The following is a 22,500-nucleotide window of genomic DNA, read 5'->3' as shown; positions in this document are numbered from 1 at the left end:
ATGAAAATACAATTTGATAGTACGTTAAACTACCAACAAGAAGCCATTGAAGCCATCGTAGATATTTTTAGTGGTCAAGAAAAATGTGATTCTAACTTTACGGTATATTCTCCAGAATTTTTAGCCAAACAGCAAAATATTGGGTTTACTGATATGGGTTATGGTAACAGATTACTATTAACAGAAGGACAAATTCTTGAAAACACACAGAGAATACAATTATCCAATGGATTAAAACCTTCAACAAGAGCTGAAATAGATAGAAAACATCTTGATTTTACTGTTGAGATGGAAACAGGTACAGGTAAAACTTATGTTTACTTGAGAAGCATAGTTGAACTGTATAAAAAGTATGGTTTCTCAAAGCATATCATTGTAGTTCCTTCTATCCCAATCAAAGAAGGGGTTTACAAATCATTACAAATTACCAAAGAACATTTAAGAGAATTGTATGATAACATCAACTACAATTTCTTTGTTTATGATTCTAGTAAACTAAATGAGGTTAGAGATTTTGCTACCAATGACCGCTTGGAAATTATGGTTATCAATATTGATGCATTTGCAAAAAGCTTTGATAATCCTGATGATTTAAAGAAAACAGCAAATATTATCCATCGATACAATGATTCATTAGGATACAAACCATTGGATTTAATTAAAAATACCAACCCAGTTGTTTTTATAGATGAACCGCAAACTACAATAAGTACACCAATCAGAAAGAAAGCCATCCAGAGCTTGAATCCTTTGGCTATAGTTAAATATTCCGCTACGCATCGCAAGGACGAGAAAATAAACATGATGTATAAGCTGGATGCAGTAGATGCTTATGAAAAGAAATTGGTTAAACAAATTGAAGTTGGTTCTGTTCAAACAGAAGGAATTAACAACAATGCTTATATAAGATTGGTTGAGGTAAAAGTCTCAAAGGGTTTTCCAGTAGCAAAGTTGGAACTGGATATTTTTAAAAACGGAAGTATTTCGAGAAAAACGGTTCTGGTAAAACAAAATGAAGATTTAGAACAAATTACCGATAGAGCAGAATACGAAGGCTACATTATAAAAGATATTTATGCCGTAGCTGGAAATGAATATATTGATTTTACCAGTAAAGACGAAGTTATAAAGCTTGGTGAAGCCATTGGAAATGTAGATGATAAGCAAATCAAAACAGCTTTAATCCGCAAGACCATTGAGGAGCATTTAAACAAAGAATTAGTATTGAATCCTCAAGGAATCAAAGTGCTTTCATTGTTTTTTATTGACTCTGTTGGCAAATACCGTCAATATGATGAAGATGGAAATGTTGCCAATGGTGAATATGCCGAAATTTTCGAAAAAGAATATTTAAAGCTAATAGCAAAACCAAAATACGTTAGTTTATTTGGAGAATTAAATGATGCAGAAGTTGCCGTAAATCAAGTTCATAATGGTTATTTCTCAATTGATAAAAAATCAAAAAAAAGTAATTCTAAGGATAAATATGAATACTTTAAAGATACCAAAGGAAACACCAATGCAGATGAAGACACCTATAATCTAATCATGCGTGACAAAGAAATGCTTTTGAGTTTCGATTCAAAATTACGTTTCATATTTTCTCACTCCGCTTTAAAAGAAGGATGGGATAATCCAAATGTATTTCAGATTTGTACTTTGAAAGATGCTGGTGGTTCCGAAATTAGAAGAAGACAAGAAATAGGTCGTGGTTTACGTTTGTGCGTAAATCAATCAGGAGAACGTGTATATGGGCATGAAGTGAACACTTTAACGGTCATGGCTACAGAAACCTATGCTGAATTTGTGGATAATTTCCAGAAAGAGATTGAAAAAGAAACGGGGATTAAATTCGGTATTCTTGAAAAACATAGTTTTGGAAATATTGTTGTTGAGATTAATGAAGATGATACGGTTTATTTAGGACAAGAAAAATCAGAAGAGCTTTTCAAACATCTTATAAGCCAAGGTTATATTGATGCTAAAGGAAAAGTACAAGACAAGCTTAAAATTGATTTAAAGGATGAAACGGTTGTAATTCCAGAGGAATTCAAAGAACAGGAACATGTTCTAAATCAAATCATCAACACATTAAAGGAAACTGCTGGAAGACTTGAAATAAAAAACCAAGCAGATAAAAAATTAGTGACCGTAAATAAAAGAATTTTAGACAGTCCAGAGTTTAGAGAACTATGGGAAAAAGTAAAATTTAAAACTACATTCTCAGTTAACTTTGATTCTGATTCATTAGTTAAAGAATGTATTAATGCTATCAATGACCGTTTAAAAATCACTAGAGGAAAACTAATTTATACCAAAGCTTCAATCTCTATTAATGCTGGCGGAGTTGATGCTACAATAAGTCCTAATAGTGAAACAACAAGTATCAAAGATGAAGTAGAAAGATTGCCAGATATTGTAAGCTATCTTCAGAATGAGACCCAGCTGACCAGAAAGTCAATTGTAAGCATTTTAACTGGAATCAATAAATTGGATTACTTCAAAATCAATCCTCAAAAATTTATTGAAGGCTGTATTGATATTATCAATGAACAAATGAACTTACACATCATTGATGGTATTAGTTACAAAAAAATTGGTGATGCTGAATACTACGAACAAGAGCTTTTTGAAAATAAAGAGTTATTTGGCTATATGAAAAGTAATTTGAAGGAGAGTTCAAAATCACCTTATAATTATGTTGTTTATGACTCCAATGTAGAATCTAATTTGGCAAAGGAATTTGAAAACAGTGCCAATATTTCCGTTTATGCTAAACTACCAGATTGGTTTAAAATCGATACTCCACTTGGAACCTACAACCCAGATTGGGCTATCATGTGGAAAGACCAAGATGATGAAAAATTGTACTTTGTTGTGGAATCCAAAGGTAGTACAGGTCTATTTGATTTAAGACCGAAAGAACAAGCTAAAATCAAATGCGGTAAACGACATTTTAATGCTATTGGTAGTAAAATGATTGTTGCTACTGAATTAGCTGATGTTGAGGATTATGCTTTGAGTAAATAATTTTTTAAGTTCATAAATATGAAGGAAAATATTAATATTTTAAGATTAGCATGTTTATTACAAGATAGAGACAACCAAGACTTTAAAAGAGTTGTGCTTTCAATTATTTTTGAAATTCTATATGAAAATAATAATGAAAACCTAAAAGCTGATGAATTATTTAACGCTACTATTACTAAAAGTAAAGAATCTATAGAAAGAGATTTTTTTGACAATCTGATTACTAATTCGCATTCTTTTGATATAACAAATACTGAAAGTGAACCATTAATAAAACTAACACCTAAAAAGTTTGACGAGGTTGAAAAAAATATTTCTGAATTCTCAATAGAACCTTCTATTGAAAAGTTTTTAAAGTTTCATAATTATGATTTAATTTTTAAAGATATAATATTAAAAATATTATATCAATCAATTTATGAAAACATATATGCTTTCAACCCTTTAAACCTTGAATCACTTGTCCCAGATATTATTAAAAATAATTTCACGCAACAAGAACTAAATATTTTTAATGAATTTCTCGAATTCGATGACCCTATAAAAAATAGGAGACTTTATAATCAATTTGTGAAAGCAATTGAATTTGCAATATTAACATCTGGAAAGGGAGTTAAACAATTTTCAGAAAATATATACAACGATAAGACATATGTTTTAGACACCAACATTATTTTTAGGATGCTAGGTGTTGGAGGTGAAGAGAGAATGGAAACCATACTTAAACTAATTAAATCCTGCATAAAACAAGGTGTGATTTTTGAATATTCTTTGAGAACATTTCAAGAATTGAATAACACATTAGATTCAAGTATTAATAAAATATCAAAAGCAGAGCAAGCAAAAAATATTGAAATAATTCAAGAGTTAGTTGCAGAAGCTCCTCATTTTTTTAATGACGATTTTATTGTGCAGTATAGTAGATTAAAAAATTTAAAATTTGTTAATAGTCCAGAACAATATGGATTACTAATGAAATCTCGATTCAAAAAAATATGTTCAGATTTGAATATTGAACAAGCTAATCATAATATAAAATTAGAGCCTTACGAGATTGTTCTTTATGCAAAAAAATTAATTCAAGAGAGAAAAAAAATAACTACATACCGATATTCAAATAAACAAGCTGAAGTTGATGCTTATAATGTACTGTATGTTAACAAAAGAAGGGGAAATAACAACTTCAATTATTCAGAAGTAAAGTCATTTTATTTAACAACTGATAGAGGTTTAAACAAAATATTGTCAGACGATAAAAATATACTTATCCCAGCAACAATTTTGCCTTCTCAACTTTTTGCGATACATAATCCATTATCAAATGATAGTGATGATATTGATTATGATAATTTTTTCAGTTTTATAAAAAGAAGAACCTCTGAATTTAAACATAGAGGAAGAGATATTTTTAGTTTTATAAATCAAGCTAGAGTATATTCTACTGATAAAGAAGAAATAAAAAATATGATTGTGACTTTTACTGATGAAAGATATAGTCATGCAAAAATTGAATCAGTTCAAGAAAACGTCATTATTAAATTTAAAGACTTTGCTAAAACTTATTTTGATACTAGGTTAAATGAAATTGATGAAATTGAAGGAAAATATAAAGAAATCGAACAAAAAGGTAGATTAGACTTATATTCAATATTGCAAAAAACTAAAAACTTAACAAAAAGAATTGATTTACTGGTTTCTGTTATTGTTATTCCGTTAATTTCATTAGGAATAGGGATGATTTCTCGATGGTATATTTCTATAATTTGTTTTTTAATTTTAGAATATGTAAAGTTTTATTTATCAAAAAAAGAAAATTATAATCTAATGATTTGGAAAAGTTTGTTTATTCGAAGAATGAAGGAAACAGCTTACTACAAATTGACAAGTGATGACAAATATATTGATAAAGGAATTGAATTAATTAATTATGCAAAAGGAAATGTTTGGGAAAATCAAATTAATTATAATGAAAATAAAAAAATTTGAATTTAGAATAGGTGGTTATTTTGGGTCAAGTTACTCTTTAGAATATAAAAAAGGATTGTTCTTATATAGGGCTCAAACAGGAGATACTGCAACTATTTCCAATATAAACCCAATATTCATAAATGATTATCAATATGAACATATTGCCATTTTTCAATCCGATTCTATTGATTCCAATTTAGTAATTTCAGAGGAAAGAAAACTAAATTTTTTCAAGTATATTTCTCGTTACTGCAAATCATGGGAAAAGGAATATCAAAATAATTTTATTTGTGACGGCACTTCTTGGGAATGCGATATTTGGATAGATGATTTTAGATTAAAATCAAATGGACTAGAAGAATACCCACCTAATTTCAAATCATTCCTTAATAAACTTTCAGTATTAACCAGTGGTAAAATTTTTGAATAGAAAACATTGTTATCACGGACACAACTGTGTACATATATTTCTTTAAAAGTTGAAATTTTCAGCGAGTTTGTCATATTTAAAACCTGCTAACCCTTCCTGAATAATTTGTTTAACTGATTTATCAATTTGTTCTTCACCAAACCAACTTACAACTAGCCTGCTACCATCATATTGATTTTCGGTATCATCAATTGAGTCCGATTCTAAAAATGCAGAATAAATGACTGGTTTTAATGTGTCTTTTGAAATATAGTCATTGCTAGTATAATGAAAAATAGATTTACGATGACCTTTAGTTAATGAATTTATGTAATCAGACAAGATTTTGGTATTAATAACTTCGTTTGGCGAACCAATTATTAAGCCACTATAGGTGTGTTCAAATTGAAATTTTTCAATTGTTATTTCTCTTTTACCAATTTTAATATTTTCCATAAAGTGCTTTAATTATAAATATCTGATAATTTTTAATAATTAAATATTTCCATTTAAAATACCAAGTCCTTTTTCAATTAATTCCTTAGCTACATCTACTTCCAATTGAGTTATAGAAGTTCCTCTGGTTGGAATAAACAATTCCCTAATATCAACATCAAGTGCTTCAGCTATCTTTAATAAGAGTTGAATCGTTGGTAAATTTTTCTCACTTGAGATATTTGATATAGTTGTTGGTGATACTTCAACTATTGAAGATAATTCATCCCTAGACATTCCTTTTAATGTCATTATTTCCTTTAATCGTAGTACACCCATTTTAATATTTTTTTTACAAATATAGAAAATAAATCAAGTAAGACTTAATTTATTTAATAAAAAATTAAACAAAACTTGCTTTTTAATCAAATATTACTTTACTTTGTAGTGTATTAATCAAGTATCACTTTATAACTGTAAAAAAAATGGAAATAGCTAAAACAATCATTGAACAAATTAAATATGCTGATAAATGGGCTTTAATGGCTTATGGTTCTAAAAACTTTATTGCATTACCAGAATCAAAGGAATATCAAGGAGGGTTACAATTCCAATGTTCAGGTTTCAAACACAAAGGAACTGTCAGAATACAGTTAAAATGGATTGACACTTACACAATATCATTCATCAGTAAAAAAGGAGAAACTATAAAAGAAGTAAATGATGTGTATTGCGATATGCTTGTAGATATTCTGGACTGGATTGAAGGTAAGTAACCTTCAGTCCTGTGCAAAATTAGGTTATAGCCATACGGTTCACATTATAAAAAATCATTACTCAACAATATCAACCAATTAAACTGTGCAAAATACACCATCCTAAAAATGCACACTTTTTCAAAATTTCACCTAAATAATCCAATTATGAAAAAAGCGAGATACATTCGCCAAAGTACGGCTCAACAATCTAACCTACGCCAACTGGCAAAATCCCATCCAGATGAAATATTATTTATTGATACAATCAGCGGTTCAATACCATTTGCAGAAAGACCAGCTGGGAAAAAGCTTGTTGAAGCCGTTGAAGCTGGAGAAGTGAATTTCGTTTCAATCCATGCAATTGACCGTGCAGGAAGGTCTACTATCAATGTATTACAGACCCTTAAATTTTTCTTTGACAAGGGAGTGATTGTTAAGATTGATAACTTAGGGCTTGAGTCAATGATAAATGAAAAAGCCAATCCAGTATTTAATCTTATAACAACCATTCTAAGTGAGCTGAGTTCGCTCGAAAAAGCCTCACTTCTTGAAAGACAGGCTGAAGGGATAATTCAAGCTCGATTACGTGGAGCCTATAAAGGGCGAATGAAAGAAACAAAAGACACTCCTGAAGAAACACTGGCAAAACACAACAGAGCTGTTAAGGTGATAAAATCAAATCCTACAATGTCACTTAGAGACATGGCAAAACTGGCAAGCGATAAAAGCAAAGGTTATGATGTTTCCCCAAACACAGTAAAAAAGGTAAAAGATTTGATGTTGACTCTTTCTATGATTTGAATTCAATCCCCCCTCCCTCCAGTTACCTGCCCTGGGGGGAGGGGTGGGTATTTTAGATATAGTGGGGTTCGATGCTGTTCGCTAAAAATTTTTTTTGCAGATTTTTTTAAAATATTTTTTTAAGAATTTTATATAAAACATACTTGTTTATTTTTCTAAAAATCTTTCTAAATTTATGATTTTTCTAAATGTTTTTAAAATTCTCTTTGATGAAATTTTCTTTCAATTTAAGAATATCAGCTTCTGTAGCACTTCCTTCTTTCTTTTTACCTGTTTTTATATCTTCAAAATAATATTCTAAATTAGAATCCCAATCCATTCCGCCATATTCAAATATAAAACATGGAACTAATAAATTATTTACATTTTTCCAATAATATTCTTGTTTAGTGCCAGCTTCATGATAATAAGTAACCCAAAAAACATTTTTGCCTATTTTTTGAAAATTAACTTTATCTGACCCTTGTGAATCTGGGTCTTCATATTTTTGAAGATAAGCAATATATTTACTATCAATCTTCTTGTCTTCAGAATTATTAGAAATTGAATTAACCGTAGATACGTCTTTACAACTTATAATAATCAATGAGAATAAGACAAAGTATATTGGTGATTTTAGAATGTTTTTTTTCATGTTTTTATTTTTAATATTCAATTTGTCTTATTACTTTTTTTTCGGGGTTATTTTTACTTGAATACCAAACTGATTTTGTCCAATTACCTGCACCATCATACCCATAATATTTAATTTTTGTATCTACAGATTTACCAAACGACTGTGTTTCTTCAACAATATTTCCATTATTATCGTATTTATAACTGTAAGATATACTACCTGTTGACTCCATTGCAGATTTGTATAGACTATAGGCATAATTATAACAAGTTAACAAGTTGTTATGTATATCATAAAGATATTTAATTGAAGAATCTTTTTGTAGTGGATTGTTTCTTAATTTATAAGTATCCTTAAAAATCAATCGGTTTTTTGTGTCATAGCCAAAAACAAATTTTTCATTTAAATTTCCATTGCTGTCAAACTCTTTTTTTTCAATTATCTTGTTACTATCATTGTATGAATACTGCCAAATTTTAGAAATGTTATCCTGTTTATCATAGAATTCAATTTTTGTAAGATTCTTTTTTTTATCATGATAAAAAACTCTATATTCTCCATTTAAACGATAACTAGTGTTGTACTTATATGTAATTTTTTGTAGTAACCCATTAATGCATTCAGTTTTGTACTCATAGGAGTCAAAATCGTATTGCGTGCATGAAAAATAAGAAACACAATTACTCCCCTCATGGTATAAATAAAGTTTCTTTTTTGAGTCACAAAGAATGGAAACTAGCCTATCATCAGCTACACAATCCACATTTTTGCTCAAATAAAACCCATCTTTATTAAAGGTTATTTCTGTAGTTATAGTTTTAATTTCAGTTGCTTCTCCAAATTTTTCAACAATTTTATAATCTGAAACAGTTATTTTTTTTACATTACCTTTTAATTCTTCGGATTTAATATCTTTAACAATGTTTGGGTCTTCAACTTTTTCGATTTGAGAATAGCTATTTATGGATAGTAAAATAAGAGAAAGTGTAATGTATAATGATTTCATATGTTTAATATTTATTATTGATAATAAGTGATTTTTCGAGTAATCTCACCTGTTTTTTTAGTTATTTTTATATCTCCTAATTTTACATTGTATTCAGTTCTTTTTATCCAGTTATCATACTCATCATATTCATATGACCATTCTGTATCATGTTCATATTGATTTCTATTATAATTATCTTTATCTATGTGAAGAATGTTTCCATGGGTATCTCTAACTACTTTTACCGTATTCCCAATTTTGACTATAAATCCATTTGAATATAGGTAATTGTTTGAGTATTTAGTATAATAATCTCTTGGCTTACCTCCAAAATAATTAGGGTGACTTACTCGTGTTTTATTAATAATTTGACCACTTGTGTTTCTTGTAATAGTAATTGTTTCTCGAGGCGTATCTTTACTATTTGTACTTACTTTTATTATTTGTTGATTACCTATATATTCAATGTCATAAAATTCATGGTATCTATCTCCAACTACATTATAAGCATATTTTGAAATTAATTTCCCATTCTTCCATTTATATTTTATTTTACTGATAGCTGACCTAGAATCAGGGTTACTTAAATAATTATCATCATATGAATATTTTTTTTCTATTAGGTTGCCATCGTTATCATATTCAAAGTTTATATTTTTGACACTTATTAATTTTCCTTCAGAATCATATACATAATCTAAATTCTTAGGGGAAATTCCAGAAGTTTGCATACCTCTATCCACATGAATTGTAGTCTTCAATCTACCAAATGGAAGTACAACCAAAAACTCATCATCAAATTCTTTAGGAGAATATGTCATTTCAAAATCTTCAATTTTATCATAAAAATTGTCATTTAAAACAATCGATTTAAGTTTGCCAAATTCATTATATTCTCTAACTATTTTTCCTTCTTGAAAGTTAATTTCAATTGATTTTACACGACCTTTCAATCCATCTTTAATTAAATCATAATTTTTTAATACTTTAATATTATCTGTTTTTGTTAACTGTACAGAGCTCTTAGTTTTTAAATTATCTGATTTTAAAGGGATTTTATTTTCATTTTTAATAACTTCTTTTTTAACAGGTACTTTTAAAAGCATTCCCAACTGAATCCCTTTCTCTTTGAGTTCAGGATTGAGTTCAATCAATTCATCTATACCTATATTAAACATATTTGAAACACTATATATGGTCTCTTTTGGTTTAACTTCATGGATTGAGAAATCAGTTTTGCCATTAGTATTAACAGTTTGTGCTATTGAACTAGATATGTTCAAAAAATGTACTAATAAAACAAAGAATAATTGTTTTGAGCTTATTTTATTTTTCATTTATAGTATTGAATATTTATATTTTATGATTTTTTATTTTAAACATTGAACTTTTTTACTTTATCTCCATTATGACTATTTACCCAAACGAAGATATTAGTTCTTTTATAAAGTAATATTTTACTGCAAAACTATAGCTAATTAATATCCGAAAAATTAAGAATTAGTTATCGCCAAATTTTCTCAATTTAACGGTTGCTTCTAAAATTCCCACAAACATAATTAAAAATTCAATTAACATATTATAGTATGTTAAAAAAATTAAGCATTATCCTCAAATTGGCTTCATATGGAAGCTATAGATAATACAAATGAGTTGAAGCGATTAGGATTGCGTATTAAGCAATTGAGGATGGCTCGTGGATTATCACAAGCAAAACTTGGTTTGAGTATTTTAAAAGACCAGCAATCTATTCACAAAGTCGAAGCTGGCGAATTTAACCCTACATATCTCTATCTCCTTGAAATATGTAAAGGACTTGAAATACCACTGAGTGAGTTACTGGATTTTTAACAAAACCAAATAGATGTTGTCAATTACAAAATGCAAGAAAATTTTAAATAAAAATGGAATTTTTTACACTGATGTAGAAGTGATAATTATAAGAAATACACTTTATAAACTTGCTGGTGTCGCAGATAATATAATAAACTTGCAAAAAAAACAGAAAAATAAAAAAACTATATATTAAAATCATCAAGTTGATTTCTTGTGTTTTTTTAAATAAACAACCTATAATCATATGTTTTACCTTCAAATCTTGAAAGTAGTTTCCCAATACGAGCAATCTGATTTGATGAATTAATAGTTGCTGGTAATTTGGAATACAAATCAAACGAATTCCAATTCATTTTTGTTAGTCCTAAAATTTCAATTGCAATCGTATTCAAATCAGATTCTCCATAATGTCTCGTTATTTTTATAGGAGCAGGAATACTCCTACCTCCTAAATAATATCTGTAATTTGCATTCCTTACTGATGGAACGATACCATGAGTCCATAATAGTGCTTCAAATCTATTAGTTACAATACATGTTCCTCTTGATATTGGAAATTTATCGATGCTTAATAAACTATTAAATACATTCATAGATAAAAAACGAGCTTCAGTTTCGTAGTTAATTTCTATTAAATCTATTTTTGTTATACCTGCCATATTCAGACTAGCTGTAATTCCCTTAATCTCATCTTCTGTGAATTTTGTCCTTTTATGAATTACAACTCTTTCAGGTAACCTATCTAATGAATTATAAAAAAGCTCTCTAATTGAAACTCCAAACTGAAAGGCATCATTATAAGACATAAAAGGATTTGACTGTTTATCTAAAAAATAATTATCAACTTTTGATAATTTATATTTTAAGCCTTGACCATTCGAATCGTAAATATGACTACAACCAATTACAACCTCGGTATCATTTGAGTTCTTCTTAATACTATAACCAATTCCAGCATATGCAGTATTTTTTTCTTGGTTATTTAATATCCAAGGTGTTCTTAATGATTTTACATAAAAAGATAAAGATAACCACCAATATACTTGACACTTTAATCTATCACTTAAGGTTTCTTCTCTAATTAACTGTGTTGAAACCCCTTTAGAAGCTGAAAATGCTTTTATATAATCATGCAAATCAAAAGTTTCCCCTTTTTCTTGAAAGCTCTCAAACGCCTGCCATTCCTTTGGTATGAAGATTACAATAGTATGTTGACTCTGAATATTAATTATTTGTTCAATTTTTGAAGTTATTAATCTAGCCAATTTAATTGCATTTTCACTATCCGTATTACCACTATTGGATTTCTCTAATTCGATATTTATCCATTTATCAGCATCTCCAAAATATGGAATATTTATGGGTAAATTATATGCCGAAGCAAAGCTTGGATATTCAATCAAGAAATCGGGATTAATATTATCTGTAGGATGCTTTAAATTTAATTGATTCAAGAAATTATATAATTTTTCAGAATAATTTTCGCCACAAATAACAGCTATATTAATTTCATTTGAATAAATTACTCCGTTTAAATTACTATCAAAAGGTTTATGATTTGTCAATGCTCTCATAGGATGATAATCTTTAGCCTGAGAATTTGACATGTTATTTTGAAATATTAGCTGAGGCTCTAAATGCTGAACACCTTTAAATTGTGTTAGCTTATTATTATAATCTGAAGGTTTATAAGCTCTGTAATTATTATCAAGCACCATTATTTCGGCAAAAGCGGTATTTTTAGTAATTTGAAATTCAAAACCAGTTCCTGAATTTAATGGATAATCAAATTTTAGATTTTTATTTTTAAACAAAATACTATTCCAATATTCTAAAATTTCATCAAATTTATCATTGTATAATTTCTCTAAAACTTCTTTGCTTATTCTTTGCTTTACCTCCTTTGAAATTTCGGATTCACTTGTCAAATGAACAGTTGGGCTGAAAGATAAATAACCAAATTTAGTGTTATTATCAAAATAAAAAGATAGGTAAATTGCTTTGTGAATTTTTTTATCTCCAATTGATTTGTCACTAGTTCTTAACCAAAGTTTATCCTTTAAATTAGAATCAAATAGTCCATAACTTAAAAAGTGCTTCAGGACAGCTTGAATCATTAAAGACCTAAATGCGCTAACATTATCAATATCAAATTTCGAAATGGGAACCCTTCTAATTTCAGTTTTCTTAAAAACATTTGATATATCTGATAATGTACCTAGCGCAAAAACTTTTTTCTTAAAGGGAATTGCACAAATATCAGTATTTCTAGTTTTGTCTTTTAAAAATGCCCAAGGCTTATTATCTCCATATTCAACTTCAAATTGAAATAATTCTTTTGGAAAGACTATTGCATGTAAATTACTTTTTAAATATTTATCTGCTCTAGCTATTGATTGACCAAATTCTGCTTTTGATAATTCTTCATTACCTGCTAATTTAAGAATCGAATTAAGCGATTCTAATGATATAGAATTATCTTCAAAAGCTGACTTTGATAAATGAATAAGAGTCTTGTCAAAACCATCAGTGGGTATATAAAAGGCTTCTCGTCCAGCACTTCTTATATTTCTTAAAAGTTCTTCAACTTCATCATTAATTTTATCTCCGTAACCACACCAATAAAGTCTCCCAGTTCCTTGTTTAGTAAATGCGTCATTTAAAGATTTCATTAAAGATTTATCTCTACCACTATATCCTATCACAATTAGATTCTTATCAACATGGTAATTTCCCAGATGGTCAGAAAAGGTTTCGTCCTGAGAATCCAGCTCTTTCTCTGTGTTTTTAAGTTTGGTATATTTATAATCTCCGTGGAGCGCAATTGAAAGAAGTTCTCTTTTGCTTTGGTTACGATAGAGTCTATCAACATTATCCAAAGTAATCTCAATTGGTGTCAAACTACTTTGAAAAGCAGTTCTAACTGTGAGACCATCAAAATTTGTTGTCCAAACTGCTTTAACAATATCATTTTTAGCAAGGAGACATAAAGCTTTATATCCTATATATGGCTCTTTATTCTCAATAAGACTTTGAAAATACTTCCTTCTATCATCTGCTATTGGATAAGCTATTTGTGCGTAAAAGGAGTATTCTTCAGATGAATCAAGACTTGGATATATACCCTCGTTATCTAGCCATTTCTGAATGCTACTTCTTACAGATTCATTTTTATAATTCTTATAAAACTCTGATGAATTTAAATGTTTCGACAAATAGATGTCCTTTTTCCATTCCCAAATACAGTCATAAGCTGATTGAATTCCTGAACTAATTGATGCTCCAGCACCAAGTAAGAAAGAATAAGGTGTATCAATGTTACGCTTAAATGACCTTAAAAATGCATCATAACTTAAAAAAAAACTTGCGTTACCTTCTATTGTGTTTTGTATCATAATTTAAATATTCAGGATTTACCATATTTTCTAAATGCTTGTATTGTTTGATAGTAACCGTAGCCTATAAAAATCCTACCTATAAATAGAACTATATATGAATAATTATAATCAGTTATACCAAATGGTTTAATGTCCCACTTTGCAATATTTAGAAATTCAAAAAAATGCCTAAAAAATGATGCAAAACCTTTATGTGTTGGGAGATAATAAATTTCATCCCATAGAAAGATTAAAAATAAACTATAAAAAATTATCGTTGTCACAAAAACAAAAAGTAAACCCCGTGCCCAACTTGTCCCAAAATCATTTGAAATTTTATTAAAAAATAAAGAAGTTCGTTCTTCAATCTTACTTTCTTCGATATTTACTTTTAATTCTTTACCATAAGCAGACATTTCTTTGCTATAAAAAGAAATAGCTTCAATATTATTTCCTTCTTTATAAAAAACATCTTTAACGATTCTATAGGATTCTCTTAAGACTTTATGAGCTTTTTGACTGTTATTATCATGTGATTCAATAATCTCATCTGTTTGGTACAACCATAATTCAGTAGGAAGGTAATTAATTTTTACACTCCAGAAATTCAGTTTACACCAAAAATTTGCTCTGGAAATATCTAAGGATTGTTTAAAATCGGCATTTTCAAAGCTAATTATCGTATCCTTAGATGTTTTGTTATATATAAATTGAACCTGATGGTTAAAAGTAACATGTGAAAAAATGGTTACTCCTAAAAAATCTGTAAGATAAAAACGCTGTACATCATTGAATGTAACATTCCAAAAATCAGCTAAATCTTTAAATGTAGTATTGTTAAATGATACTGTTTTACTGAAAATACTTTCGTGAAATCTTACTTTTTTTTCAAATTTACTTCCATTAAACCTAACTTTCTCTTTGAATTCTGCTTGCCGAAAATCGACCTTCTCTTGGAAAACACAATTTTTAAACGTTATTTCTTTATAAAAAATACAATTAGATAAATTAATTATTAAATCAAACAATTTATCTAGAAATAGTAACTCTTTATTAATATGAATTATAATATATAAATTATGTTTTCTAATAAACCCTATTAATTCTTCAAGATTACTTTCATCAACCAAATGGAGTTTACAGAAATCATAAACGTTATTTTCAATTGTTATATGATTTTGATAATTATTGTTATTTATAAGAGTTAAAAGGTCACCATTATTCATTTAAAGTATTTTTAATTTAACAATTGTAAATGTAGGAGAATAGTTTAAATATATTCAATGTAAGACCTACATTTATCAAATTTAAAACAAAGCTAAATGTTAAATTTAAAATAAAAGCAAAATAAATTAGGTTTAAATTTAAGTTCAACTTAAATTTGTACTCATGAATGATTCTTTAAAAAATATTATCAATTTCTCATCCCAGCTTACTGCTCAATTAAAAGCAACTGAGAAACTTTCTAATATAATGAAAATTCAATCTCAATATAGCGAAATTTCAGAAGTCTGTAAAAAATTCAATTCAATAAATTTAAAAATTGAACAATCAGATAATTTATTTTCTCGATGTCAAAATCTGGCTAATGCAGTTGTAAATACTAAAAAAAGCACATACAATCCTTTAGACCTTTATACATCAGTCAATAGTGGTGGAATGTCAAATACAATGCTTACTTTACGACAGTTTATTCGTACACAAAAATATTTTGAGGAGTGTAGTAAGCCATTAAAATTATCATATTTTTCAAGTTATCCAGAAATAAACACATCTGATACTTGGAATAACTATCCTCCTAAACTTGCTAATTTTAATAGTAGTTTTAAAAAATTAGAATATTATGAAACTTTACATTCTTTTGCTGAATATGATATAGCAAAGAACAATCTATTAAAAAACAAAATAAGTCAGAAAGTCGAAAAAGTTTTAAATGGAAGTATTAGTTATAGTGAAGGATATAGTAATTCTTATCAGTTTACGCAAGGAATAATCGACCGTGACTTAACTCGTCACCAACATCATTTAGAAAATTTAAAAAACTTCATTATCAATGGGGGTTTCGATTTTACATATACCCATGGTTTAGAAGATTTTCTTTGGACTCATTTTACTAAGATTGAAGAATTAGAAGAAACAATCAACCGCTCTGTATTTGAATTAGAATTTTTAAATAAAATTATAATATCAATATCTAATAGTCTTAAAAAAAGTGCATTAAATAAAAGAGATTTTTTTAGAAAAATAAATAGTTTTTATTTCAAAAACCTAGACGACGAACATCATTCATATTCTTTAACAGCTTAGGCGAATTAAGGTTTATGATGGTTTTCTAAACCTTAATATTTTAGATTTTAAAATCAAAATATTAAAGAAATGAAAAATAGAAATAAAGAGATTACGTCTCAAATAGATAATGCTCTATTAAACGTAGAGATGAATAATGTTACTAGAGAATTGTTAATATTGTTAAAGGAGGAAATCCCTAAAGCAAAAACAAAAGAAGAACAAATTCTAATAGGAATTAAATTAATGGAAGCAGTAACTACTACAGCAGTAAGTATTGCATCTATATTTCAATAAAAATAATTTATTATGGAAATAGGTAAAGTAATTAAACTTTTAATCAAAAAAAGAGGTTTTAAACAAGTAGAAGTAGCTAAATTAATTGGCAAGAGTCCTACCGCATTATCACAGATTATTAGCGGTACATTCAAACCCCAATCAGACACTCTTGAAAAGCTTAGTGAAGTTTTAAATGTACCTATAGCTGTAATACACTTTTTATGTATTTCTGAAGAAGATGTACCAAAAGAGAACTTATCTCTTTATAAGACCCTTGCTCCAAGTATAGAAAAATATTTAATAGATATTTTTTCAGTAGAAAAAGAAGATTTAACATTAGGATAAAATATTAAGATATAACTCATATCTTTGTATGCTGATGTACATTAAAGTTCTAAATCTGCTACCCTAGTTGGTACCCTGAAAAATATATTTTTGCAAACTATTGAATCCATTGGGATGAAGCGATATAGAGAAAGAACCTCTTTCTCCGCAGGAAAATTACCCTAACCCTTATAAACAAAGGCGTTAGGGTTTTTTATTTCCCTAATATCCCCACATTATCCCCACAATTTTTATAAAAATAATTACTAAATTTATTTCAAAACAGTAATTATGAAAACACAAGTATCTGTAAAACAAATCATAAGAGATTTTATTTACATTGGAGATCAACTACACGAGCTCTTTGAAGGTAAAAATGAGTACTTACCCATAATATCATTTATAACTGCTAATGACTATTTAGATGAAGATTTAAACCTTTCATTCCCTAAAATGAAAGAGGCTGAAGAAGCGACAGGATTAAAATCACATATCTTAAGAAAGCTTTTATTGAAAATGCATTCCGAAATTTTCACCTATGAGCGTAAATTAAATATAAGTTTTAAAAAAGTACTATATCATTTCTACATAACATACTTTGATTATAGTTGTCAATTCACCGTTGATCACTTAACTCATTTGCCCAGAGTTGGTGACAACATAAGCCTACCTTTTGTTAGTGCCTTAATACCAATTAACTTCTTTTATGTAAATGATATTAAGCATGAATTTGAAAACAATACTCAAATTATAATAATTACCTTAAAAGTAGGTCAACATAATAAGTATTTCGAATATATGAAAGATAGAGCATTAGAACTGAGAGAAATCAGTTTTAGCGACACCTATCAATTAGATGAAGATGATGTAAAAAAAATTTTATATGCCAAATCTAATTATAGATAATGGGTATAAAAAAACCGCTTATTTCTAAGCGGTTCACAAAGTATCTAATGCCGTACCAAAGCTTTTATTAGATACTAATATATGTTAATCAACCAATAATTAAAGATTCGACTTGTTCAATTTTTAAACTGGTATAATTACAGAACTCCTCAATTGACACAAACTCATTATCAAGCTTTTTAAGCTCTATTCTTATTTTTTGTAATATTCTAGTGCTTTGCCTGTAACTCTTGCCTGTTATGCGCTGTATATCCTTTGGATAAATACATATTCTTTTACTTTGGTTTTTCATACTTTATCTATGCCTTTACTATTGTTTTATAACACATTAAACATTGCTAATCGAGTTCAATAAATCAAAAGCTCTTGTTTTTTAACGTTTTTATACTTTAAAAGTACAGTAATACATTCAACTTTATGAGACAGCTTTGTCATTTGTTGCCATTTGTGTTCTATTGCGCCTTACTACTTCAAAAATGCTGAAAAACCCCATATAATTATTAGATATTTGTTTTAATATCAGTGTTTTACAAAAATAACAACCACTGTAACAACTTAAATATTTAACAACGTAAATAGTGTAAATCATGGCAAGACAGAATGGAATTATCAAATTGAAAGGTACTATCGGAGATATTACTTTTTATAAAACTAAAGACGGGCATTTAGCACGTGAAAAAGGGAGCCTAGACGCAAACAGAATTAAAAACGATCCTGCGTTTCAAAGAACACGTGAAAATGGTTCTGAATTTGGAAGAGCAGGAAAAGCAGGGAAAACTTTAAGAACAGCTTTAAGAACGTTGTTATTAAATTCATCAGATGGCAGAGTAGTAAGTCGACTTACACAATCTATGGTAAAGGTTATACAAGCCGATACAACAAGCGAAAGAGGTTTAAGAAATGTTATTGATGGAGAAGCCGAATTACTTACTGGTTTTGAATTTAATATTAGAGGTAAATTAGGAACTAGCCTGTTTGCTCCTTATACAGCTAATATAGACAGAGCCTCAGGTGCTTTAACCGTTAGTATCGATTCATTTGTTCCTGCAAATATGATTGCTGCCCCAGGTGGAACAACGCATTTTAAAATTACCTCTGCAGGAGCTGAAGTAGATTTTGAAGCAGAAACTTTTGTTTCTTCAACTTCTGAAACTTTTATTTTGCCTTGGGATTTCAATGGAACTGCTTTAATTAATCAAACAAATAACGTTACCCCTGCAAGCACAAAACCATTATTTCTTGCTTTAGGAATAGAATTCTTCCAAGAAGTAAATGGCAGCATGTATCCTTTGAAAAATGGCTCTTTTAATCCATTGGCATTAGTTCAAGTCAGCGGATTATAAAACAATAATCGGAATTTTAAATAAATCTAAGCCTAGTCATTTGATTAGGCTTTTTTTGTTTATATCCTCTCCTACTTTCTTATTATTTCAAAAGAAAAAGAAAAAAAAGAAAGTCGTCCTTACTGAGAAGGTTTCAAATGAAGTCAAGTTTTTTTGAAAAAATACTACCCAACTATTCTTGCATATTTTAATCGTGTTTGTAAAGTCGGATTATGAATTGGAAATGTAAGGGTGGAGATTTTTTCAAAAACCCGTAGGGCTTGAACTTTACTATTTGAAACCGTAGCATACCTTTACTTTCTTTTTATTTATTTTTTTGTAGCAGGATGTTTCTTGTTTATACTCCTTTTGAGATGTTTCTTTTGGAATCGGCAATCAAACACCCCCAAGCACCGCAGAAAATGATAATTGTAGCGATAGCGGAAATTATTGTTTTTCGAGGAGCGAAGAGGCGGTGTTGCGGCAATCGAACTGCCACCATAGATGCGAAAGGTGAGCGTAGGTACGGAGCGAAACGAAGCAGATATGAGCGTGAAACGGCGGGGAAAAAATATAAGATAGCCTTTGGCGTTCCTTGATTTAGGGCAAAGTGATAACGGAGCCAACCCCGATGGCTGTGCGAAGGAGCAACCGCTGAAAAAATATAGGGCGGCAGACATAATACTGCTGGAATGTAGTGAAACGTAGCTTGCGGAGTGTAACGAAATGAAGCGGTATTGTGGATGCATAAGCCCGACCGAACGCAGGAAGAGACCGTGTGAAGATGAGGAACGAAACAGTGCAAAAAATATAGCTGCTTATTTTCAAGCTGCTGTATTTTATTGTGCTGTGAAGTGTCTGTGGAATGGAGGGAAACCTAACTATTGAATAGAATTACTTAATTGCTTATTTGCCGAAAATGTTCTTATGGAAATATAAGGTTGACCGACTGTAACAGCCGAACGGAACAAAGGGAACGACCGAAGAGAGACCGCTTGATTGCCCGTATTCTTTTCAAAGTAAATATTCTTATGGAAATTAGACTTTCAAAAGAATTAAATCATAGAACATCAAACGTGTTTCTAATTTGACATCTGGATTAATCCCTGTATATTCTTTTTTCTGTTTGTCGCTATCAAGCAAAGAAATAAATGCGTTATCTGAATAATATTTTAAGGGACCAACTTCTTGCACATATTAAATATTTTTAAATTCAACACTATCAATATACATATCAAAGCTATTTTCTACTGATATTTTGTTCGCAACTAATTCATAATAATTTCTACACTTTTCAATGTAATCTGGTTTAAAAAGAAAACCTTCCAAATTATCGCAAAACTCATCTTCATTATTATAAAAAACTTCCTCATCTTCTAATTTATTTTCTATAATTTTACCATTATTAGTAACTAACCGATGATTCGAAATCCTACCAGATCTAATATAAGCTTCAATCAAATATAAATCCACTATTGGTACACCTTCTAAAACATAACCACTAAAACTCGGGAAATTTGTTAGTACCATTTTTATAATTGGTTTGGTAGAAATATCTCCAATTTTATCTATAAACTTTGTAGCATTATTTCGTATAAAATCTGCTTTTCTATTTACTTGAGTCGCACCTTCTCGTAAACGATTTAGAGCATTAAATTCATCACGTGGATTTAATGCGTATTTAATACATTTAACTTCTGCGATTATACAAATACTTTTCAAATTAATGATTAAATCTATTTCTTCAAAAACATCAGTTGATACTATAAATTTTGAGATTTTAGGAATTTTAAAAAAATATCTCTTTTCATTTAATGCATTTGATAATTTTTGTTTTATATGATTTTCAAAAAAAACACCTCTTTTTTCTATATCAAAACCGCTATCTTCTAACCATCTATCAGATAAAACAAAAATTAATGGATTTAAAACGCTTAACAATGGAGCTAAATAATACCCATTTTTTTTAAATAATGGATAGTTCCAAAAATTTATTCTTTGATCAATATTATTTGTTAAAAGATTTAGAAAATAATTAATTTGTTTACAAGAATATTTTGACTTTAATTTTAAGTATGATTTTAATGATTCTGTTTTTATTTTATAAGGGAATTTACCAAACTCTTTAATTCTCATCACACTATCATCATCATCAACTAAATTCAAAGAGTAATTAAATAAACTTTGTAACATATTAAAAAGGATTAAAAAATCTTTTAATGATAAACCTTCTGATTTAGGCATTTGGACATCATAAACAAACTCATAATAGGTTCTTAAAGATTCTTCTAAAAAAATAAAATTACAAAACTCTTGCTTATCATGACCTGAAGCTAATGTGAAGAAAATTTCTCCTTCTTTAATAATTATTTTTTTAATTCTTTTTATTTCATTTTTGTTATTATAAAATGATGAAAAAAATGTCCTTACATCATTTACTTTTTCCAATGTTTCTTTTAATATAATATGATGGGCACTCAAATTTCTATTTAATCGGAAATATCCAATTTTACCAAGAAACAACTCATCATTATTTAAATATTTAAAATGAAGTTTATTTTTATTTACTTCTAAAAAACCATTATTAAAAATTGAATCATCATAACTAGTTTTTATAACATTATAATAATTGGCTGTTAGAGTCATATGAATTATACTATCAACTCTACTTGTATCATTTTCATCTTCCAATGAAGTTTTTAATTCTTCTTTAAAATATTTTAAATAACTAAATAAGATATTTAATGAATCTATTTCAGTTTCTAAAGCAGCTCTAGCATCAATATCCCCAATTGAAGTATCAACAGATTGAATTTTCTTTTTAAAAAAATCTTCATAATTATGCTCATTACCTTCAACACCAGATATTTTACTTACAACAATAAAATGTCTATTAGCGGATGAAATAAGACATTCTGTAAGTAAATCATAATCTAAATTAGAAGATAATATTGTGGACTTTATTTGATTAAAAGATTCTTGAAATAAATTATTAAAATCTGATGCCAATAATAAAAAAGGGTGTAATAAATTAAAATCTTTTTCCTCAGAAATTTTAGAAATAAATCCTGTTAGATAATTAATATCAAAACGGTCGCTAAAAGGATATAACTTTAAATCCCTGATTATTTTTTTTCTGAGTTTATTCATCAAAATACATATTAA

20 protein-coding genes are annotated in these 22,500 nt (G+C 28.4%); 11 read left to right on the top strand and 9 right to left on the bottom strand.

Annotation, left to right across the window (positions count from 1 at the left end; translation table 11 throughout):
- Genes H8R24_RS06675 through H8R24_RS06665 form a run of 3 tightly spaced genes read left to right on the top strand, consistent with a single transcriptional unit; the run spans position 1 to position 5,428 of the window.
- On the top strand, positions 1–3,030 hold the full coding sequence (locus H8R24_RS06675) for a type III restriction-modification system endonuclease (protein WP_187017785.1): 3,030 nt from the start codon (positions 1–3) through the stop codon (positions 3,028–3,030).
- Between the two features lie 18 nt (positions 3,031–3,048).
- Complete coding sequence (locus H8R24_RS06670) at positions 3,049–5,016, top strand: hypothetical protein (RefSeq protein WP_187017784.1); 1,968 nt, start codon at positions 3,049–3,051, stop codon at positions 5,014–5,016.
- Positions 4,997–5,428 carry a hypothetical protein gene (locus H8R24_RS06665; RefSeq protein ID WP_187017783.1) on the top strand — a complete coding sequence of 144 codons (432 nt, stop codon included), beginning with the start codon at positions 4,997–4,999 and terminating at the stop codon, positions 5,426–5,428. Before H8R24_RS06670 ends, H8R24_RS06665 begins: the two co-directional genes overlap by 20 nt.
- 42 nt (positions 5,429–5,470) lie before the next feature.
- On the opposite strand, the gene H8R24_RS06660 is transcribed toward H8R24_RS06665, so the two are convergent.
- Both H8R24_RS06660 and H8R24_RS06655 read right to left on the bottom strand, forming a co-directional pair.
- Positions 5,471–5,863, bottom strand: a complete 393-nt coding sequence (locus H8R24_RS06660; protein ID WP_187017782.1) for a hypothetical protein — start codon at positions 5,861–5,863, stop codon at positions 5,471–5,473.
- 39 nt (positions 5,864–5,902) lie between these two features.
- Positions 5,903–6,181, bottom strand: coding sequence for a helix-turn-helix transcriptional regulator (locus H8R24_RS06655; RefSeq protein WP_187017781.1), 279 nt, complete (start codon positions 6,179–6,181; stop codon positions 5,903–5,905).
- A 146-nt stretch (positions 6,182–6,327) separates the two neighbouring features.
- On the opposite strand from H8R24_RS06655, the gene H8R24_RS06650 reads away from it, so the two are divergent.
- Positions 6,328–6,618 carry a hypothetical protein gene (locus H8R24_RS06650; RefSeq protein WP_187017780.1) on the top strand — a complete coding sequence of 97 codons (291 nt, stop codon included), beginning with the start codon at positions 6,328–6,330 and terminating at the stop codon, positions 6,616–6,618.
- A 147-nt stretch (positions 6,619–6,765) separates the two neighbouring features.
- On the top strand, positions 6,766–7,401 hold the full coding sequence (locus tag H8R24_RS06645; protein ID WP_187017779.1) for a recombinase family protein: 636 nt from the start codon (positions 6,766–6,768) through the stop codon (positions 7,399–7,401).
- Between the two features lie 184 nt (positions 7,402–7,585).
- On the opposite strand, the gene H8R24_RS06640 is transcribed toward H8R24_RS06645, so the two are convergent.
- The 3 genes from H8R24_RS06640 to H8R24_RS06630 are packed head-to-tail and all read right to left on the bottom strand — an operon-like array spanning position 7,586 to position 10,342.
- Positions 7,586–8,035 carry a hypothetical protein gene (locus tag H8R24_RS06640; RefSeq protein WP_187017778.1) on the bottom strand — a complete coding sequence of 150 codons (450 nt, stop codon included), beginning with the start codon at positions 8,033–8,035 and terminating at the stop codon, positions 7,586–7,588.
- 10 nt (positions 8,036–8,045) lie between these two features.
- Positions 8,046–9,023, bottom strand: coding sequence for a hypothetical protein (locus tag H8R24_RS06635; RefSeq protein WP_187017777.1), 978 nt, complete (start codon positions 9,021–9,023; stop codon positions 8,046–8,048).
- Between the two features lie 14 nt (positions 9,024–9,037).
- Positions 9,038–10,342 (bottom strand): LysM peptidoglycan-binding domain-containing protein, encoded by a 1,305-nt coding sequence (locus H8R24_RS06630; RefSeq protein ID WP_187017776.1) that lies wholly within the window; start codon positions 10,340–10,342, stop codon positions 9,038–9,040.
- 289 nt (positions 10,343–10,631) lie between these two features.
- Between H8R24_RS06630 and H8R24_RS06625 the strand changes: the two genes are divergently transcribed.
- Positions 10,632–10,856, top strand: a complete 225-nt coding sequence (locus H8R24_RS06625; protein ID WP_222617372.1) for a helix-turn-helix transcriptional regulator — start codon at positions 10,632–10,634, stop codon at positions 10,854–10,856.
- Between the two features lie 206 nt (positions 10,857–11,062).
- Here H8R24_RS06625 and H8R24_RS06620 read toward each other — a convergent pair whose 3' ends face one another.
- Both H8R24_RS06620 and H8R24_RS06615 read right to left on the bottom strand, forming a co-directional pair.
- A complete protein-coding gene (locus H8R24_RS06620; protein WP_187017775.1) occupies positions 11,063–14,236 on the bottom strand; it encodes an SIR2 family protein in 3,174 nt (1,057 codons plus the stop codon).
- Between the two features lie 11 nt (positions 14,237–14,247).
- Positions 14,248–15,444: a pentapeptide repeat-containing protein gene (locus H8R24_RS06615; RefSeq protein WP_187017774.1), complete on the bottom strand. Its 1,197-nt coding sequence runs from the start codon at positions 15,442–15,444 to the stop codon at positions 14,248–14,250.
- Positions 15,445–15,607: 163 nt separating this feature from the next.
- On the opposite strand from H8R24_RS06615, the gene H8R24_RS06610 reads away from it, so the two are divergent.
- The 5 genes from H8R24_RS06610 (at position 15,608) to H8R24_RS06590 (ending at position 19,356) form a co-directional block, all read left to right on the top strand.
- Positions 15,608–16,525 carry a hypothetical protein gene (locus H8R24_RS06610; RefSeq protein ID WP_187017773.1) on the top strand — a complete coding sequence of 306 codons (918 nt, stop codon included), beginning with the start codon at positions 15,608–15,610 and terminating at the stop codon, positions 16,523–16,525.
- A 69-nt stretch (positions 16,526–16,594) separates the two neighbouring features.
- Positions 16,595–16,801 carry a hypothetical protein gene (locus H8R24_RS06605; RefSeq protein ID WP_187017772.1) on the top strand — a complete coding sequence of 69 codons (207 nt, stop codon included), beginning with the start codon at positions 16,595–16,597 and terminating at the stop codon, positions 16,799–16,801.
- 12 nt (positions 16,802–16,813) lie between these two features.
- Positions 16,814–17,128 carry a helix-turn-helix domain-containing protein gene (locus tag H8R24_RS06600; protein ID WP_187017771.1) on the top strand — a complete coding sequence of 105 codons (315 nt, stop codon included), beginning with the start codon at positions 16,814–16,816 and terminating at the stop codon, positions 17,126–17,128.
- A gap of 270 nt (positions 17,129–17,398) precedes the next feature.
- Positions 17,399–18,013: a hypothetical protein gene (locus tag H8R24_RS06595; protein ID WP_187017770.1), complete on the top strand. Its 615-nt coding sequence runs from the start codon at positions 17,399–17,401 to the stop codon at positions 18,011–18,013.
- 587 nt (positions 18,014–18,600) lie between these two features.
- A complete protein-coding gene (locus tag H8R24_RS06590; RefSeq protein WP_187017769.1) occupies positions 18,601–19,356 on the top strand; it encodes a hypothetical protein in 756 nt (251 codons plus the stop codon).
- 1,017 nt (positions 19,357–20,373) lie between these two features.
- Here H8R24_RS06590 and H8R24_RS06585 read toward each other — a convergent pair.
- Entirely contained in the window at positions 20,374–20,529 is a 156-nt protein-coding gene (locus tag H8R24_RS06585) for a hypothetical protein (RefSeq protein ID WP_187017768.1), read from the bottom strand.
- Positions 20,530–20,532: 3 nt separating this feature from the next.
- The gene (locus H8R24_RS06580) at positions 20,533–22,485 is read right to left on the bottom strand and encodes a hypothetical protein (RefSeq protein WP_187017767.1); all 1,953 of its coding nucleotides are present in this window, start codon (positions 22,483–22,485) and stop codon (positions 20,533–20,535) included.
- Positions 22,486–22,500 lie beyond the last annotated feature (15 nt).

Source organism: Flavobacterium muglaense, from assembly GCF_014305155.1.
Classification (GTDB): Bacteria; Bacteroidota; Bacteroidia; order Flavobacteriales; family Flavobacteriaceae; genus Flavobacterium; species Flavobacterium muglaense.
This window is presented reverse-complemented; position numbering and strand designations above follow the sequence as displayed.

Coding starts and splice junctions, on each gene's coding strand:
- H8R24_RS06675 (WP_187017785.1), top strand. CDS start 1: ATGAAAATACAATTTGATAGTACGTTAAACTACCAACAAGAAGCCATT.
- H8R24_RS06670 (WP_187017784.1), top strand. CDS start 3,049: ATGAAGGAAAATATTAATATTTTAAGATTAGCATGTTTATTACAAGAT.
- H8R24_RS06665 (WP_187017783.1), top strand. CDS start 4,997: ATGAAAATAAAAAAATTTGAATTTAGAATAGGTGGTTATTTTGGGTCA.
- H8R24_RS06660 (WP_187017782.1), bottom strand. CDS start 5,863: ATGGAAAATATTAAAATTGGTAAAAGAGAAATAACAATTGAAAAATTT.
- H8R24_RS06655 (WP_187017781.1), bottom strand. CDS start 6,181: ATGGGTGTACTACGATTAAAGGAAATAATGACATTAAAAGGAATGTCT.
- H8R24_RS06650 (WP_187017780.1), top strand. CDS start 6,328: ATGGAAATAGCTAAAACAATCATTGAACAAATTAAATATGCTGATAAA.
- H8R24_RS06645 (WP_187017779.1), top strand. CDS start 6,766: ATGAAAAAAGCGAGATACATTCGCCAAAGTACGGCTCAACAATCTAAC.
- H8R24_RS06640 (WP_187017778.1), bottom strand. CDS start 8,035: ATGAAAAAAAACATTCTAAAATCACCAATATACTTTGTCTTATTCTCA.
- H8R24_RS06635 (WP_187017777.1), bottom strand. CDS start 9,023: ATGAAATCATTATACATTACACTTTCTCTTATTTTACTATCCATAAAT.
- H8R24_RS06630 (WP_187017776.1), bottom strand. CDS start 10,342: ATGAAAAATAAAATAAGCTCAAAACAATTATTCTTTGTTTTATTAGTA.
- H8R24_RS06625 (WP_222617372.1), top strand. CDS start 10,632: ATGGAAGCTATAGATAATACAAATGAGTTGAAGCGATTAGGATTGCGT.
- H8R24_RS06620 (WP_187017775.1), bottom strand. CDS start 14,236: ATGATACAAAACACAATAGAAGGTAACGCAAGTTTTTTTTTAAGTTAT.
- H8R24_RS06615 (WP_187017774.1), bottom strand. CDS start 15,444: ATGAATAATGGTGACCTTTTAACTCTTATAAATAACAATAATTATCAA.
- H8R24_RS06610 (WP_187017773.1), top strand. CDS start 15,608: ATGAATGATTCTTTAAAAAATATTATCAATTTCTCATCCCAGCTTACT.
- H8R24_RS06605 (WP_187017772.1), top strand. CDS start 16,595: ATGAAAAATAGAAATAAAGAGATTACGTCTCAAATAGATAATGCTCTA.
- H8R24_RS06600 (WP_187017771.1), top strand. CDS start 16,814: ATGGAAATAGGTAAAGTAATTAAACTTTTAATCAAAAAAAGAGGTTTT.
- H8R24_RS06595 (WP_187017770.1), top strand. CDS start 17,399: ATGAAAACACAAGTATCTGTAAAACAAATCATAAGAGATTTTATTTAC.
- H8R24_RS06590 (WP_187017769.1), top strand. CDS start 18,601: ATGGCAAGACAGAATGGAATTATCAAATTGAAAGGTACTATCGGAGAT.
- H8R24_RS06580 (WP_187017767.1), bottom strand. CDS start 22,485: ATGAATAAACTCAGAAAAAAAATAATCAGGGATTTAAAGTTATATCCT.